This window comes from Pseudoalteromonas sp., from assembly GCF_041629635.1.
Taxonomy (GTDB): Bacteria; Pseudomonadota; Gammaproteobacteria; order Enterobacterales; family Alteromonadaceae; genus Pseudoalteromonas.
Genome location: NZ_JBFKMX010000095.1, coordinates 1 through 14,422, shown reverse-complemented (window position 1 = coordinate 14,422; position 14,422 = coordinate 1). Strand labels below are relative to the sequence as shown.

15 protein-coding genes and 1 rRNA gene are annotated in these 14,422 nt (G+C 38.4%); 6 read left to right on the top strand and 10 right to left on the bottom strand.

Going from position 1 to position 14,422, the window contains the following annotated elements:
- A partial coding sequence (locus ABYD77_RS13255; protein ID WP_372770608.1) for a phosphoadenylyl-sulfate reductase occupies positions 1 to 559 on the top strand: 559 nt, incomplete at its 5' end.
- Here ABYD77_RS13255 and ABYD77_RS13250 read toward each other — a convergent pair.
- The 3 genes from ABYD77_RS13250 to ABYD77_RS13240 all read right to left on the bottom strand — a co-directional run bounded on the left by ABYD77_RS13250 (position 556) and on the right by ABYD77_RS13240 (position 2,148).
- Positions 556 to 1,290: a substrate-binding periplasmic protein gene (locus tag ABYD77_RS13250; RefSeq protein WP_372770607.1), complete on the bottom strand. Its 735-nt coding sequence runs from the start codon at positions 1,288 to 1,290 to the stop codon at positions 556 to 558. The genes ABYD77_RS13255 and ABYD77_RS13250 overlap by 4 nt on opposite strands.
- A 102-nt stretch (positions 1,291 to 1,392) precedes the next feature.
- On the bottom strand, positions 1,393 to 1,629 hold the full coding sequence (locus tag ABYD77_RS13245) for a hypothetical protein (RefSeq protein WP_038642990.1): 237 nt from the start codon (positions 1,627 to 1,629) through the stop codon (positions 1,393 to 1,395).
- An 81-nt stretch (positions 1,630 to 1,710) separates the two neighbouring features.
- Positions 1,711 to 2,148, bottom strand: coding sequence for a PaaI family thioesterase (locus ABYD77_RS13240; protein WP_372770606.1), 438 nt, complete (start codon positions 2,146 to 2,148; stop codon positions 1,711 to 1,713).
- A 132-nt stretch (positions 2,149 to 2,280) separates the two neighbouring features.
- On the opposite strand from ABYD77_RS13240, the gene ABYD77_RS13235 reads away from it, so the two are divergent.
- Entirely contained in the window at positions 2,281 to 3,051 is a 771-nt protein-coding gene (locus ABYD77_RS13235) for a hypothetical protein (protein WP_372770605.1), read from the top strand.
- A 38-nt stretch (positions 3,052 to 3,089) separates the two neighbouring features.
- Here ABYD77_RS13235 and ABYD77_RS13230 read toward each other — a convergent pair whose 3' ends face one another.
- Complete coding sequence (locus ABYD77_RS13230; RefSeq protein WP_372770604.1) at positions 3,090 to 3,317, bottom strand: hypothetical protein; 228 nt, start codon at positions 3,315 to 3,317, stop codon at positions 3,090 to 3,092.
- A gap of 162 nt (positions 3,318 to 3,479) precedes the next feature.
- Here ABYD77_RS13230 and msrA point away from each other — a divergent pair, with 162 nt between their 5' ends.
- The gene (msrA, locus tag ABYD77_RS13225; RefSeq protein WP_372770603.1) at positions 3,480 to 4,724 is read left to right on the top strand and encodes a peptide-methionine (S)-S-oxide reductase MsrA; all 1,245 of its coding nucleotides are present in this window, start codon (positions 3,480 to 3,482) and stop codon (positions 4,722 to 4,724) included.
- A 9-nt stretch (positions 4,725 to 4,733) separates the two neighbouring features.
- On the opposite strand, the gene ABYD77_RS13220 is transcribed toward msrA, so the two are convergent.
- Complete coding sequence (locus tag ABYD77_RS13220; RefSeq protein WP_372770602.1) at positions 4,734 to 5,423, bottom strand: DNA-3-methyladenine glycosylase I; 690 nt, start codon at positions 5,421 to 5,423, stop codon at positions 4,734 to 4,736.
- Between the two features lie 233 nt (positions 5,424 to 5,656).
- Here ABYD77_RS13220 and ABYD77_RS13215 point away from each other — a divergent pair, with 233 nt between their 5' ends.
- Complete coding sequence (locus tag ABYD77_RS13215; RefSeq protein ID WP_372770601.1) at positions 5,657 to 6,124, top strand: GNAT family N-acetyltransferase; 468 nt, start codon at positions 5,657 to 5,659, stop codon at positions 6,122 to 6,124.
- Here ABYD77_RS13215 and ABYD77_RS13210 read toward each other — a convergent pair.
- Positions 6,107 to 6,937 (bottom strand): LysR family transcriptional regulator, encoded by an 831-nt coding sequence (locus ABYD77_RS13210; protein ID WP_372770600.1) that lies wholly within the window; start codon positions 6,935 to 6,937, stop codon positions 6,107 to 6,109. The genes ABYD77_RS13215 and ABYD77_RS13210 overlap by 18 nt on opposite strands.
- Before the next feature lie 112 nt (positions 6,938 to 7,049).
- On the opposite strand from ABYD77_RS13210, the gene ABYD77_RS13205 reads away from it, so the two are divergent.
- On the top strand, positions 7,050 to 7,703 hold the full coding sequence (locus ABYD77_RS13205) for a glutathione S-transferase family protein (RefSeq protein WP_372770599.1): 654 nt from the start codon (positions 7,050 to 7,052) through the stop codon (positions 7,701 to 7,703).
- Between the two features lie 34 nt (positions 7,704 to 7,737).
- Here ABYD77_RS13205 and ABYD77_RS13200 read toward each other — a convergent pair whose 3' ends face one another.
- Complete coding sequence (locus ABYD77_RS13200; RefSeq protein ID WP_372770598.1) at positions 7,738 to 9,885, bottom strand: S9 family peptidase; 2,148 nt, start codon at positions 9,883 to 9,885, stop codon at positions 7,738 to 7,740.
- Positions 9,886 to 10,410: 525 nt separating this feature from the next.
- Positions 10,411 to 10,839 (bottom strand): Lrp/AsnC family transcriptional regulator, encoded by a 429-nt coding sequence (locus tag ABYD77_RS13195; protein WP_038642983.1) that lies wholly within the window; start codon positions 10,837 to 10,839, stop codon positions 10,411 to 10,413.
- Positions 10,840 to 10,995: 156 nt separating this feature from the next.
- Between ABYD77_RS13195 and yjeH the strand changes: the two genes are divergently transcribed.
- A complete protein-coding gene (gene yjeH / locus ABYD77_RS13190; RefSeq protein WP_372770597.1) occupies positions 10,996 to 12,249 on the top strand; it encodes an L-methionine/branched-chain amino acid transporter in 1,254 nt (417 codons plus the stop codon).
- Here the strand turns inward: yjeH and ABYD77_RS13185 are convergent.
- The gene (locus ABYD77_RS13185) at positions 12,246 to 13,745 is read right to left on the bottom strand and encodes a hypothetical protein (RefSeq protein ID WP_372770596.1); all 1,500 of its coding nucleotides are present in this window, start codon (positions 13,743 to 13,745) and stop codon (positions 12,246 to 12,248) included. The genes yjeH and ABYD77_RS13185 overlap by 4 nt on opposite strands.
- A gap of 546 nt (positions 13,746 to 14,291) precedes the next feature.
- A 5S ribosomal RNA gene (gene rrf / locus ABYD77_RS13180) occupies positions 14,292 to 14,406 on the bottom strand.
- Positions 14,407 to 14,422: the final 16 nt, after the last annotated feature.

Below are 14,422 nucleotides of genomic sequence, written 5' to 3'. Positions count from 1 at the left end.
CCTAGTGACATCACAAAAGAAAAATATACCAGTGGTATTAACTGATACCGGCTATTTATTCCCTGAGACTTATCAGTTTATTGATGAGCTTACAGAACGCCTAGCGCTTAATCTAAAAGTGTATAAGTCAGAGTTAACCCCAGCTTGGCAAGAAGCTAAATACGGCAAGTTATGGGAACAAGGTGAAGCGGGTATTAAACAGTACAATACGCTTAATAAAGTTGAACCTATGACGCGTGCACTGAAGGAGCTTGATGCAGGTACGTGGTTTAGCGGACTGCGACGCCAACAATCGTCAACCCGAGCAGATAAGCAAGTGCTTGAAATCAGCCGTGGTACAGTGAAAGTGTATCCACTTATTGATTGGCACAGCCGTGATGTATATCAGTATTTAACCAAGCACGATTTACCTTACCACCCGCTTTGGGAGCAAGGTTATGTGTCTATGGGTGATGTACATACTACACGTAAACTAGAGCCAGGCATGACTGAAGAAGAAACACGTTTCTTTGGATTGAACCGTGAATGTGGCTTACATACTGACGGTGGTGGGATTTAACTTTTTTTTGCTAAAAAGTGATGCGACACCATAGGCAAATTATTTTTTGCCAACCATGCTTGGGTGAGTTGCTGTAACTCACCACTTGCATGCATTTGCTCAACAACTTTATCAAAATCATCTCTTAGCTTTTTGTCCTTAAAGATAATTTTCGAGCCCTCATTGTGCAATAAATCCAAAGCCATAAACTCTTCTATCAACCCCATGGGTTTAGCAAAACGATAAAATTTTAACCAATCTGCAATTAGTATATCTACTTTATTTGCCAGCAACATTTTATTAATTGCGTATTGATCGCCACTTTCAAAGTATCGCGTTTTCTCGTTATTAATGAGTGTATTGTAATCTGTTCCAAAGTTTAAACTTGCACCAGAAAAGCTGGCGATGCGCGCGCCTTCTAATGCCAAAATATGCTGTGCACCTTGCCATTCACTAAGTCGCCTTAAAATAGCTCTGTTGTAAAAAAATAAACGATGCGCCGATACATAGCCTTCGCCAGAAAAATCACCGGTCCAGTTTATCGCGAGGTCGACACGATTCTTTTGGTAATACCGTTTAATTGCTTCATTAGAAACATTGATGTATTTGGGGTTTAACAATAATTTACTGAGAGCAGAAGTGATTAAAATCTCATAAAGCCCTTGTTTATGGACTTGCGTATCAGCCCTAAAATAAGGCGCAAAATTTCCCGCTGCAATTTTGATATCACTTGCAGCAAGATGAAAGCTCATTATTAGACAAAGAATACTAATGTATCTGGTCACAGCGTAAATTATGTTTTAAAAGATATAACACTAAGTATGACGTAAAATAGCGAAAGGTAATAATGCATATTATTGCTTATGCTTATTTCTATGCTCAGCTGTTACCCAAATAAATGTCAGATACATTTTCGTAGGAAGAGAAAGGATAATACCAAAGGCATAACACCCACCGCCAATCATCATGCCTGTTATTCCCATCGTTTGTTCGATGTGAGCAACATTAATTAAATAATAACCCAAGCCGATTAAACACAAACCAAGCACAATAACCAGTTTAAGCAGTGTAATTAGGTTTTTTTCACTCATTGGCATATACCCCTAGCTAAGATATATGCCAGTGAAAGTTAAATTGCTAGCGCTATTAACAGTGAACTAGATATAGATCAATTATCGCCGCTCAACCACAGCAGCAGTCATTCTCGAAATACAGGTCAACTCACCGGCTTGATTGGCTATTTTTACTTCCCAAACAGAAGTGCGCTTACCTAAATGAATTGCTCTTGCTGTGGCGTACACCATTCCTTTGCGGGCAGCTTTAATGTGATTGGCATTGATTTCTTGTCCCACACAATAATATTTATCGGTATCGACAACAAAATTGGCAGCATAGCTTGCCACTGTCTCAGCAAGCACCACGTTAGCGCCGCCATGTAACATCCCTATCGGATTGTGATGGTCTGGTGTTACAGGCATACTCGCGACTAGATAATCATCACCAATTTCACATATTTCGATGCCAAGGGTTTTCATTAAACTGCCGTTACCGTTAAGGCCTTCATCTAACTTGTCGCACAATGCTTTATCAATTGCTTTAAACCAGATCATATAAGCTCTTTTTAATGTTTTAGATTTTTAACTATGTACTATTTACAATATCTAACAATTTTCAACAGTTACATACTTATCACGTAGAAATTATTTCTTTAAGCTGCTGTCAAAAAGAACTCACCTACGATTATGAAAAAACTACTGTCATTTGCGCTATTGCTTACCTCCAATACTCTCTTAGCTAACAACACGATTCAACACCAAATCGACTTTGGCATATCTGACCTTTATGATTTTGATAATCACTTCGTAGGCGCAGCTTACACATATGTATTTGATGACCTCTCAACTGCAAGTGGCCCTCATAATCTAAAATCATATCTAAACCGTATCAACAGTCTAACAACACGTGCGCTGGTATTGGATGATTTCTTTGATGTTGATGTCGGCTACACACATTATTTTGATCACGATTTAGTCTTTCGCGGAGGAGCTGAATACGCTCTTGATAACGAATACGACAATCATTACCTAAGACTGAGCGGTGAGCTTGGCAATAATATTACTGACAATTTGCAACTGGGTGTAGGTGCAACTTATTTATACCGTAATGAAACCGATTATTTCGGTAATAAGGATTCTAGTAACAATTGGCGCCTAACGCCTTATGTTCGCTATACAAAAATAACCCAAGGGCAAGGTTGGGACTTTGTATTTAAGCAAATTTCTGGGAAGGAAAATTACTATCAAGGGCGTGCTGATTATTACTTCAGTGATAATTGGTTTATTGGAATTCAAGCGCTTGCACAAACAAATGACTTTGATAACAACAACGTTGAAGTACAAACCCAGTATTGGTTTAACCCACACTTTTCATTTAGCTTTGGCTTAGGTGCAAGCCTTGGTGATGATGATTCAGGACTTGATTCAGTCACTTTATTGCTTACTTCGCGCTTCTAAAAAAAGCGCATGATTGCTCATGCGCATTCAGAGTAATGCTAGTTATTTGCAAAACGATCATATTGTTTCGGCAACCTTTGTTTTTCTTTTGCACTAATATACACAGTGTTTTCAACTGCTTCCCAAGAACCCGTTACTGGGTTAATTTCCCAACTTGTGTGCGTCTCAAGTTCTGTGATCGGTGTATAAGTCACATCCATTGTTGTGTTGCATCCAACTAACGATAATGCTGAAGCAGCTACTGCAATTGAAATTAGTTTTTTCATAAATCCTCCCGCTTTCATTACCGACAAGAATATTGTCATTCTGCTTTATATAAGTCTTTTATTGATAAGCGGTTTATTTAGCTGTTTAAAGGTAATGAATTTTAATTCAGCGATCTCAGGTCTTATTTATTACGTAGTAAATAACTTTAACAAGGCAGCAATATGAACTACTTAATTTGTGTCAGCTTGTTTTTATTAAGCTTTACCAATTTGACCCATGCCGCAACAGCGCAGACCAATCATATGGACTCAATTGTATTGGGCTCAGGGTGTTTTTGGGGTGCAGAAAAACGCTATCAAGCGCTAGACGGGGTAATTGACGCAGTAAGTGGATATGCTGATGGCAACGGTTTTAAAGCAAGCTACCGAAATATCATCAAAAAGAGTAATAAATATAATCCAAACAACTACGCCGAAGTCGTAAAGGTTACTTTCAATCGTAATCAAATAAGCCTTGAGCAAATATTACAACACTTTTACGAACACCACGACCCTACTCAGGTCAACCGTCAAGGTAACGACGTCGGCACACAATATCGCTCAACGATTTTATATAATTCAGAGCAACAAAAAACGCTCGCAATAGCGGTTACTAAACAATTCCAATCTCTACTTAGTCAGGCTGGTTTCGGCAAAATAGCCACCAGCATTAAGCCACTTGATACCTTTTATGCGGCAGAAGAATATCACCAAGATTACCTAGCCAAAAATCCTAATGGCTACTGCCCTGATTTGCGAACTGGTGTGACATTTAACCAACAAACTATCGCTAAACTTGATAACAGTGCGCTGTTAGAAGGTAAACAAATTTTGGTCATTGATGCCCCATTCTGCCCTTACTGTGAAAAATTTAAAGCTGAGACAGCAAAAGGGTATGCTGGCTCAATTCCGCTTACGTTTAGAATGGCCAACCAACTTCACAATCTCACAATTAAAACGCCAACTTGGGCAACCCCCACCATTATCTTATTAGAGCAAGGCAAAGAAGTTTTTGCACGCCAAGGTTATGTGTCTCGTGATGAGTTTTACAAGATAGTGGGAGCATTTAAACTAGGTAAAGGTGAAGCGTTTAATGTCGCATTCAATAAGGGTACAGACAATCGTTTTTGCAAACAGTATGAGATTTTTAAAAATACACCCGATGGTATTTTTATCGATAAACTCAGTGGCGCAGCGTTATTTGATACGCGCGACCGTTTTAATTCTGGCAGCGGCTGGCTTTCGTTTACCAAACCAGTTAAAGGCGCGGTCTACGAAAAACCTGACAATAGTTTTGGCATGGTACGCACTGAAATTCGCGCAGTTGAATCTGATATCCATTTGGGCCATGTGTTTGATGATGGCCCAAATGGTCAGTTGCGTTACTGCATTAACGCTACGGTATTAGAGTTCGTGCCACGCAGTTAACTTGAATAGTTAGCCAATGCCAACTACATTATCGCCACAACTATATGAAATTATTTGACTAAGCTGTTGGTAGCTTAAACCACTTTGCTGTTGCAATTCATTGAAAAAACTCTGAATTGCAATCAGCGACTTTTTCGTTTGTAGACCACCATCCACTATTTTGTGTGATCGCAAATAGCTTTCACAATCTCGCGATAGCAAAAAAGTATCTTTACCGAGTACACGCAGTGCATAAGGCCCTGTGTTTCCACCTAAGCGTGCACCATGTTTTTTAAGATATTGCCAAAGGCCAACAATATCGCTACTTGGCCAATCCGCTATAAACTGACTAAAACTACCATGTTGGCTTGCGATTTCATGGATCATATAGGCATTGGCCTGCACTGTTTGTACTTTTTTATAATTACGTACAATGCGCTCATCACTGGCGGCTTTTTCTTGCTGTTCTGGCGACATCATCAGTAATGCCTCAACATCAAAGCGCCAAAAAACCTCTTCAAAACCTGGCCATTTTTTCTCGATTACTGACCAATAAAAGCCACTTTGAAATATCTTTTTTGTGAACTCGGATAACCAAGCTGAATCCGGCAGTTTAGCTAATTGTTTATCACTGAGCGGCTTTGATAGCAGCATTTCAAGACGTGCTTCGCCACCTTTTCGCGCTACGGCACGCATATATATATCGTTAAATTTTTCCATAAATTACTAATTAACATAATTTTGATTTAGCTTAACTCCTATGTAAATTGAGAAGCAAGAGCGACGCCAAAGAAATGAGCACCGCTTGCACTAAAAAAGTGCAACAATGACGATTTTCAAATTCTGCAATCTATTTGAATTTTAATTTTTCAATATATTCAATGAGTTAAATGAAATAATAATTTGGCACGTTAGATGAATAGCGAGGTTGGATTATTTACAGAAGACCTTTTATGCACATTAAAATTGATGATTTATCCAGCCCAACTGTTATTGCGCTTTTACAAGAACATTTAGATGACATGTATGCTACATCACCTGCCGAAAGCGTTCATGCGCTTGACCTTAACGCGCTTAAACAAAGTGATATTACATTTTTTAGTGCATGGCGTGGCGATAGCCTATTAGGCTGCATTGCAATAAAGCATCACAACCCAACATTCGCAGAAATAAAGTCAATGCGCACAGCAAAACAGGCTCGTGGCCAAGGTGTTGCATCAAGATTACTGCAACATGTGATTGAACTTGCCATGGCAAAGCACTACCAAGTGTTATCACTTGAAACTGGCACGCAAAACTATTTTCAAGCTGCCCGCAACCTTTATACTAAATTTGGTTTTAAAGAATGTGGCCCTTTTGCAGACTACCAAGCGGATCCCAACAGCACATTTATGACGCTACCACTAAAAGCAGTTGCCTAACTGATTCAGTTGTTGTTGCGATATAAAACTATTGGCGTGTGCATTACAAATAAGCACAATGCTGACTTGTGGTAAATCCGGCAATTGCTCGTTGCAAAGCTCAACTAAATCACCTTTACTCAGGCTTGCCATTGCACCAATTGCAAGCCCTTCTTTTACTAAGCCATGCATTGCAGAGACACTGCCGCTCATCGCAATCAATTTAAATTGCCGCGCTTGTTTATGCAGCCCTTCAATTGCAGCATGATGAAACCGACAATCTTGTTGAAATGTCACCAGAGGTAAAGGGGTTTGCTTTGCTAACTGAGTATCACCATTGCATACCCATACACCGCGGTCTTTGGCAATAAGTAAACCTTCTTCACTATCGAAAGAGCGCGTTACTATGCCTACATCGAGTTCACCACTATCAAGCTGTTCGCGAATAACATTACTCGGTAGGCAGCGAATTTGTAAGTCTAAGTCCGGCCATAAACTATGAATATTACGAACTACTTTAGGCAATATGGTATTTGCATAGTCATCAGGGCAGCCTAGCCGAATGCGTAACTTAGTACTATGTGATTTAATTGCATTGAGGGTGCTATCGTAGTGAGTTATAAGTTGCTTTGCGTATCCAACAAGTTGATGCCCCTCTTTAGATAACATTAGGTTGCGACCGCTTTTTTCAAACAAGGTTTTTCCTAAGTCTTGTTCTAATTTTTTCATCTGCATACTGACAGCTGACTGGGTACGATTAACTTGTTTTGCAGCGCGGGTAATACTGCCCGTTTCTACAAACGCCAGTAAACTTTTAAGTGCATCAATTTCCATAACACATCAATTAATCTGATAGATAGTATAAGAATTATGCGCTATTCAGATATTAAATAACACTATACATTTAGCGTTATACCGAAAAATAAACACTTGAGCATAAAACACTATGGATTTATATATCGCCAATAAAAACTACTCATCCTGGTCTTTAAGAGCTTGGATTTTATTAAAGAAATTCAACTTAGATTTTAATGAGCACATCCTAAAATTAGAGACTAATGACTTCACTAAAACTCTAAGAAATCTTGCGCCAATTGCCAAAGTTCCAGTCTTAATTGATAACAACATTACAGTGTGGGATTCACTGGCGATATGCGAATACATCAATGAAACTTATTTATCAAATCAAGGTTGGCCCAGCATTCCTGCACAACGAGCTAAAGCGCGTGCTTTGGCAGCTGAAATGCATTCAGGGTTTAATTCACTACGTAATCAATTACCAATGAATATTCGTGCTAAACGCAAAGTAGCGCTAACACAACAAAGCCTTGCTGATATTGCACGCATTGAGCAAATATTTAGTGAACAACATGCACAATTTGCACAACAAGGTGGCTGGTTATTTGGTGAGTGGGGTATTGTTGATGCCATGTATGCACCTGTAGCAATGCGTTTCAAAACCTATGGTATTACGCTTAACGCATCTGCCACTGCGTATATGGAAAAGGTATTGAGTTGTGAAGTACTTGCCGAGTGGATTACTGACGCATTAAAGGAAACAGAGATTGTTGCCATGGACGAAGCTGGAGAAGAGCTTTAGCAAAATAAAAGGGGCTAAAAGCCCCTTATTGATATTACTTATTCAGTAGATCTAAGAAGAAGGCATATTCAATCGCAGTGTCGTTGATGCGCTTAAAGCGACCAGACGAACCGCCATGTCCTGCTTCCATATCTGTTTTGAATAACAACAGATTATTATCTGTTTTATATTCACGCAGCTTTGCCACCCATTTCATTGGTTCAAAGTATTGTACCTGTGAATCATGTAGACCAGTTGTAACCAATAAGTTTGGATACTCTTGACGCTTAACTTGATCATAAGGAGAGTAACTTAGCATATAGTCATAATACACTTTGTCATTTGGATTACCCCACTCATCATACTCATTTGTTGTTAACGGAATCGATTCATCTAACATCGTAGTTACCACATCTACAAACGGTACATGTGCAGCTACTCCTCGGTATAACTCAGGTGCTTGGTTGATTACTGCCCCCATTAATAAACCGCCAGCACTGCCACCTACAGCAAATACTTTATCTTTTGCGCCATAGCCTTGTGCTACAAGCGATTTAGTTACATCAACAAAGTCATTAAAGGTATTTTTCTTAGTTAACTTTTTACCATCGTCATACCAAGGGCGGCCTAACATTTGAGAACCTCGAATATGCGCAATAGCATAAACAAAACCACGATCAAGTAAGCTTAAGCGTGAGGTTGAGAAAGTCGGATCAAACGTTGCCCCATACGAGCCATAACCATATTGGTAAAGTGGATTCGTGCCATCTTTTTTAAATTTATCTTTACGGTAGACCAACGAAACAGGCACTTGTTTACCATCACGTGCCGTAACCATAATGCGCTCAGAGGCATAATTGTCAGCATTAAAGTCACCAAGTACTTTTTGCTCTTTCAATACCGTTTTATCACCACTTTCTAAAGCGTATTCAAATACACTTGAAGGCGTTGTCATGCTGGTGTAGTACAAACGAACGGAAGAGTTATCAAGCTCGTTGTTACCGTACATTCCCGCAGCAAAAGCTGAATCTTTAAAGTTCAGTTTATATTCTTTACCATTACTTAATTGGCGCACAGTAAAGTACGATAAGCCGTTTTCACGCTCTTGATATACTAAGTGATTATTGAACAGCTCAATGTCTTCAAGTTTAACGTTATCGCGTGCTGGAATTACTTCCTGCCACTTTGTTTTATCACCAATATTTGCTGCTTCTACTTTCATTAAACGAAAGTTCACCGCGTTTAAATTGGTTTTTATATAGAAGTCATTATTAAGCTTAGCAATACTGTACTCATGTTTTGCTTCACGTGGGATAAAACGTGTTGGTGTTGCTTTTACATCATTAGCGTTAAGTATTGAAACGCCGCTCGCTTCGGTACTTGAGTGATGGATATATACTAACTGACCATCTTTACTTTTGCTGATGTAAGTATAATAAGCCTTATTTTGTTCTTCGTAGACTAATTCGTCCTGGCTTTGTTCTGTACCAAGTACATGACGATAAACTTGGTAACCAAGTAAAGTTTGAGGGTCTTTTTTAATATAGTAGAAAAACTGATTGTTGTTACCCCAAACCACACCGCCTTCGGTGTCTTTGATTTCGTCTTTTAGGTATTCGCCCGTTTCAAGATTTTTAATGCGGATGGTATAGATACGGCGACTAATAGTATCTTCGCCATAGGCTAACAATTTGCTATCTGGGCTTGCAGATAAGCCTGACACACTAAAATATTCGTGATTTTTTGCTAACTCATTTACATCAAGAAGCACTTCTTTATTGGTACCAGCTAAATCTTTTGCACGTGTATAAATGCGGTATTCATTATCGCCACTTACTTCACTACCGTAAAAGAAATCACCTTTTTTTATTGGTACCGATTGGTCGTCTTTGACGATGCGTCCTTTAATTTCATCAAATAACTGAGATTGAAGACTTTTAGTATGCTTTAGTTGCTGTTCGGTATAATTATTTTCAGCTTCTAAATGGGCAAGAATTTCAGGATCTTGGCGTTTATCGTCACGCATCCAATAGTAATTATCTATACGAGAGTGACCGTGTGCACTCATCTCATATGGCACTTTTTTTGCGATAGGTGCAACTAAGATGTCTTCTTTTAAAGAAGAAGTGTTATCAGCTGTAGAGCAAGCAGCAAGAACGGACGCTGATATCAAGCCCAATGCGAGAGATTTGATGTTTTTCATTGTTTATCCTTTTCAAGTAACTTTCCCATGCTATATCAGCAAATAAGAGATAACTATCCCTTTAAGTAACCAAATGTTAATGCTAGACGGTTGCATTTTTTTGAACCAAGCCCAAATAACGAAAATAAAGCTTGAAAAAAGAGCGATAATAACTACAAATTTTATGATATATCAAAAAGATATTTCCAATAACAAACAAAAGTAAGAAAAGCGGTCGTGAATATAGACTGACCATAAGGTCCTCTAGGTTTTATGCTTTTGAAAGATCTCAACAATGTCGAACAGAGATAAATTCATAATACAGTCCCAATAAAAAGAAAGAGATGACGCTACTAATCTCAATTCATATGCTTTCCCAGCAAATAGCAACCAACTCCCCTCCTTAGTTTGCTCGGTCTTTTCTGTTAAGCTACCTTTTAAAAATTCAGACTTTCAGCTCTATAAACTTGTTCTCTCGGGTTTTTAATAGTTCTCCCACGTTTGACTTGTTACTTTCTAAACCCCAATCTAATGGGAGAATATGCACTACCCTAAATTGTTAATCCACTCGCTCATAACAACATGCGTTTTAATTTTTACAATATCGGGCTCAGCATCTAAATATTCTCTTATTTCATGTAATCGTTGCATTGAATCGGTTTGAACAAACACCAGTAAATCCATATCACCCGTTATACCATGACAGGTTAAAACCTCAGGGATAACCTGAAACACTTTTACGATATTTGAACAGCGAGCACATTGATGTTGAATCTCAAAGTAGGCAGAAACCCCCGCTTTTTGAGATTCACTGAGAAGCACTTGATAACCTCGAATTTGCCCGTTTCGTTCTAACTTTTTAATCCGCTCTGTAACTGCAGAACGCGACAAGTTAACAGCATCAGCGATAGCTGAAACACTTTGCCTAGCATTGATCTTTAGCTGGGCTATAATCGCCTGATCAAATTTATCCATTTGCATACTTATTACTCATAACAATCAAAAATTTTGCTATAAACGCTAAAACCGTCATTTTAACGGTATATCTATCGAATTGCCTAGTAACAACATCAGTTTGTATTTAAGAACATTCTTATACTGTTGCAATCAATCCCCTCTCACATAATCACTATGAACTTAAATAATAATGGTATAGGACGCTGGCAAGGTGCTGGCATGATGGCGACAACATTACTCGGAACAGGGGTGTTTATTCTGCCGCAATTGACCGTCGAAATGTCGGGTAGTAACGCAATATTCGCTTGGCTATTATTGACTATTGGACTGCTGCCTATGACCTACATCTTTGGCAAACTCTCATCCATTCACCCCCATTCCCGCGGACCGGCTTATTTTGTGGAAAAAGCGTTTGGTGAAACAGCAGGACGTGTGATTGGCTTAATGTTTTTATTGGTAGTACCAATAGGTACACCTGCAGCTGTGATTATGACATTTCAATTTGTACAGGGCATGATTGCCATCGATGGGTTTCACTTATTGATTGCAGAATTAAGTGCGTTAGCAGGTTTATATTTGTTAAACCGAAAAGGCATTCATGTTTCGGCAAAATTACAATTTTTACTTACTTTATTAATCGTCGCCATCGTTATGGTGTTATTTGCATTTAGCACAGGCCAAGCTAACGGAATTAATCCAACTTTTGATAGCTTTGAGCACAATGCTGTTTTCCAAGCCGCTGGATTAGCTTTCTGGAGCTTTTTAGGTGTAGAAGCTATGTCTCATCTAGCGAATGAATTTAAACGCCCCAATAAAGACGTGATACCTGCCATGTTCATTGGCAGTGTGCTTGTTGGTATTATTTATATTGCCTCGACATTGTTAGTATTAAATCACCCCAACGATGCCAAACTCGCTATGGTTGGCGTTTTTGATACGTACTTTAGTGGCGGGAGTTATATTATTGGCATATTAGGTGTTGCAGGTGGTCTTGCAACTATAAATGTCTACACCGCAAGCTTAGCCAAACTGGTTGCCAGTTTTGCCGAGCAAGGTGTGTTGCCTCGTGTGCTAGCATACTCAAATCAACAAAACGTGCCAAACAGGGCACTATCAACAGTATTAAGCATTATGGCCTTAGTGCTGGTGATAACCCATTTTACAGGACAAGATTTAGAAGATTTGATTAATTGGGTAAATGGTGTTTTTGCTGTAATTTACCTAGCAACAATGGCGTCAGCATGGGTACTTTTAACCAGTAAACATCGACTTTCTATTATGCTTGGGTTTTTAGCATGTTTTGGGCTGGTATTTGGTATTGGTCCACATATGGTTTATGCCATTTTATTAATCGCTATTGTACTACCTATTGTAAAATGGCAAAAAAGAAAGCTCGTACTTAAACAGCAATTTAATAAGTTAGCTTAAAGCATCGATAAATTACTGTGTTTCACGGTGCCATCTTTTTTCCAAAAAACTAAAGCTGGCACTTGAACCTCCCATACTTCATTTGCATTCCAAACGTATGGTGGTTGATATCGCTGAGTAAATACCACTTCATCTATGCCTGAGTTTTCTCGGGTTGATTCAAAATAAATGTTAGTGCTACGAACAACCAGCACTTCTGTTTGACTAAGCGATTGAATATGGTTACGTGTAATCTGCTTTACATAGGGCTCTTCGGGGTTCTTTGGAAATAGTGAGCTTACAATACCTTTTTCGATTTGCTCCGTTTCAGATGAGATAAAATAAATCCCGCTACCAAGGGGAAAGCGTCCTACCATTTTCAGAAACAATGCACAAAAATTAGCGTTATATTCGCCTTGTTTTACGCCATCTTTTAAAATGTCATATGCACGATACATATTGCGATAATCGTACTCTTCTTTGGTTGAAAGCATAAATGACGCATAAACCATAGGTATTCGCATCAAGTCTCTAAGTTCCGCATCTTGATTGTCAAAATCAAGTAACTTTGTCATAAAGCCTAATTTTGCATTCTCAATAGCAAAGAATTCATCTCGCTCATCTTTCCTGTCAAAACGCTTTTGAGGTAATCCAACACCTTGCTTTAGATACAAATAAGAATTTCGCTTAATACCATTTAGCAGCTTCATTCGATCTTCATAGTCTAATAGTCGGAAACGATTTCCCTGATAAATAGCCTCTGCATGAGGTGCGTAAGACCCAATATGGCGTAGTAAGGTTGCTTTCACAATAGGTTTTAGTACTTCTTCTCTGTAAGCCATTTTTTGATCTTTCGTAAATGGATTATGATCATGACGTTGCATCAAGCTTACTTTCTCATCACCAATAATATCGGAAAGCGCTTGCCTTAAATAAGGAGATTTAAACTGATTAAATAAACGCGCTTCTTCAAACAAGGCAACAGTTAATGCGGTGATATAAATTGGTTTATTTTTCTCATTGCGAATACAGCGAACTGTTTCATCTGGCAACGGAGTAGATAACACCATAGTGCCTAAAAACTGACTAAAAATCTTTGGTCCATCTAAAAGATCGAGGATATTATCAATCAATTTCTCAAGTGCTATATAACGTTCACCACGGGCTTTTAGACGTTCGTTAGCGATTTCTTTGACTCTAAGCTCACCTTCATCTATTTTTTGATGTAATTTTTCAAGATATCGTTGTGCACTACGCTGACCTTTAATTATCGGAAGCTTACCTTTTTCTTTCCTGTAGTTTTCCACAATATTAATGTGTTCTTGATATGCTTCAGATTTTTTACTAATTTTTTTTAACTCAGCTTCATACTCATAATGTTTTTCAAAAAACAAAGCAGCTTCTTCTAGCATCTTTCGATAATCATATTGAAACTCTGAGATCTTTTTGGAAATCGCACTCGCCATATTTGGGATTGCAGATAATCGATCGGTTTGATACTGAATAAAGCGTTTCATATTTATTATTATTTACATCTAAGTAATACTTTGAGCCTAATAGATTTTGATAATGTGAAAGTCATATTATAAAGGCTCATAATGATCGTTTAAAAAAGGGCTTACTACATTAGTAAGAAACTAAGCCCCATACAGTTATCTTCAATACTACAATATTAAGCTGTCAAGCAAAGCATTATTTACAATTACCAATAGCTATTGCATAAATGAATATAAAAACTATTAACTTTAATTGACTCAGTATAATACAAGCCTGTATTTAAAGCTAAAATTCAAATTTGACTGCTTTTATATATTGAGTGATATCGGATGAACTACTACTTTTTCACAATCAACTCTTTATAATTCATCATCACCTCAACGCCAAAAGGTAGCTCAAGCAACCTTTTTATAAATCGGTTTTCCGATGTTTGTGACTGCCCACAGCGCTAATCTTCAATAGGTTTCGCTATGTCTATTCTGAGCAGGCTTTAATTAGCTTGTCAGTTCCTGAATGCCAAAACGTAAAAAGCCCGCTCATTGAGCGGGCTTTTTACTTAATTAGGAGCTTGGCGATGTTCTACTTTCACATGGGCGAACCCACACTATCATCGACGCTGTTTCGTTTCACTTCTGAGTTCGGCATGGAGTCAGGTGGTTCCAAAACGCTATGGTCACCAAGCAAATTTGGTTGACTT

Coding starts and splice junctions, on each gene's coding strand:
- ABYD77_RS13245 (WP_038642990.1), bottom strand. CDS start 1,629: ATGAGTGAAAAAAACCTAATTACACTGCTTAAACTGGTTATTGTGCTT.
- ABYD77_RS13235 (WP_372770605.1), top strand. CDS start 2,281: ATGAAAAAACTACTGTCATTTGCGCTATTGCTTACCTCCAATACTCTC.
- ABYD77_RS13210 (WP_372770600.1), bottom strand. CDS start 6,937: ATGGAAATTGATGCACTTAAAAGTTTACTGGCGTTTGTAGAAACGGGC.
- msrA (WP_372770603.1), top strand. CDS start 3,480: ATGAACTACTTAATTTGTGTCAGCTTGTTTTTATTAAGCTTTACCAAT.
- ABYD77_RS13185 (WP_372770596.1), bottom strand. CDS start 13,745: ATGAAACGCTTTATTCAGTATCAAACCGATCGATTATCTGCAATCCCA.
- ABYD77_RS13215 (WP_372770601.1), top strand. CDS start 5,657: ATGCACATTAAAATTGATGATTTATCCAGCCCAACTGTTATTGCGCTT.
- ABYD77_RS13195 (WP_038642983.1), bottom strand. CDS start 10,839: ATGGATAAATTTGATCAGGCGATTATAGCCCAGCTAAAGATCAATGCT.
- yjeH (WP_372770597.1), top strand. CDS start 10,996: ATGAACTTAAATAATAATGGTATAGGACGCTGGCAAGGTGCTGGCATG.
- ABYD77_RS13205 (WP_372770599.1), top strand. CDS start 7,050: ATGGATTTATATATCGCCAATAAAAACTACTCATCCTGGTCTTTAAGA.
- ABYD77_RS13240 (WP_372770606.1), bottom strand. CDS start 2,148: ATGATCTGGTTTAAAGCAATTGATAAAGCATTGTGCGACAAGTTAGAT.
- ABYD77_RS13200 (WP_372770598.1), bottom strand. CDS start 9,885: ATGAAAAACATCAAATCTCTCGCATTGGGCTTGATATCAGCGTCCGTT.
- ABYD77_RS13220 (WP_372770602.1), bottom strand. CDS start 5,423: ATGGAAAAATTTAACGATATATATATGCGTGCCGTAGCGCGAAAAGGT.
- ABYD77_RS13250 (WP_372770607.1), bottom strand. CDS start 1,290: ATGAGCTTTCATCTTGCTGCAAGTGATATCAAAATTGCAGCGGGAAAT.
- ABYD77_RS13230 (WP_372770604.1), bottom strand. CDS start 3,317: ATGAAAAAACTAATTTCAATTGCAGTAGCTGCTTCAGCATTATCGTTA.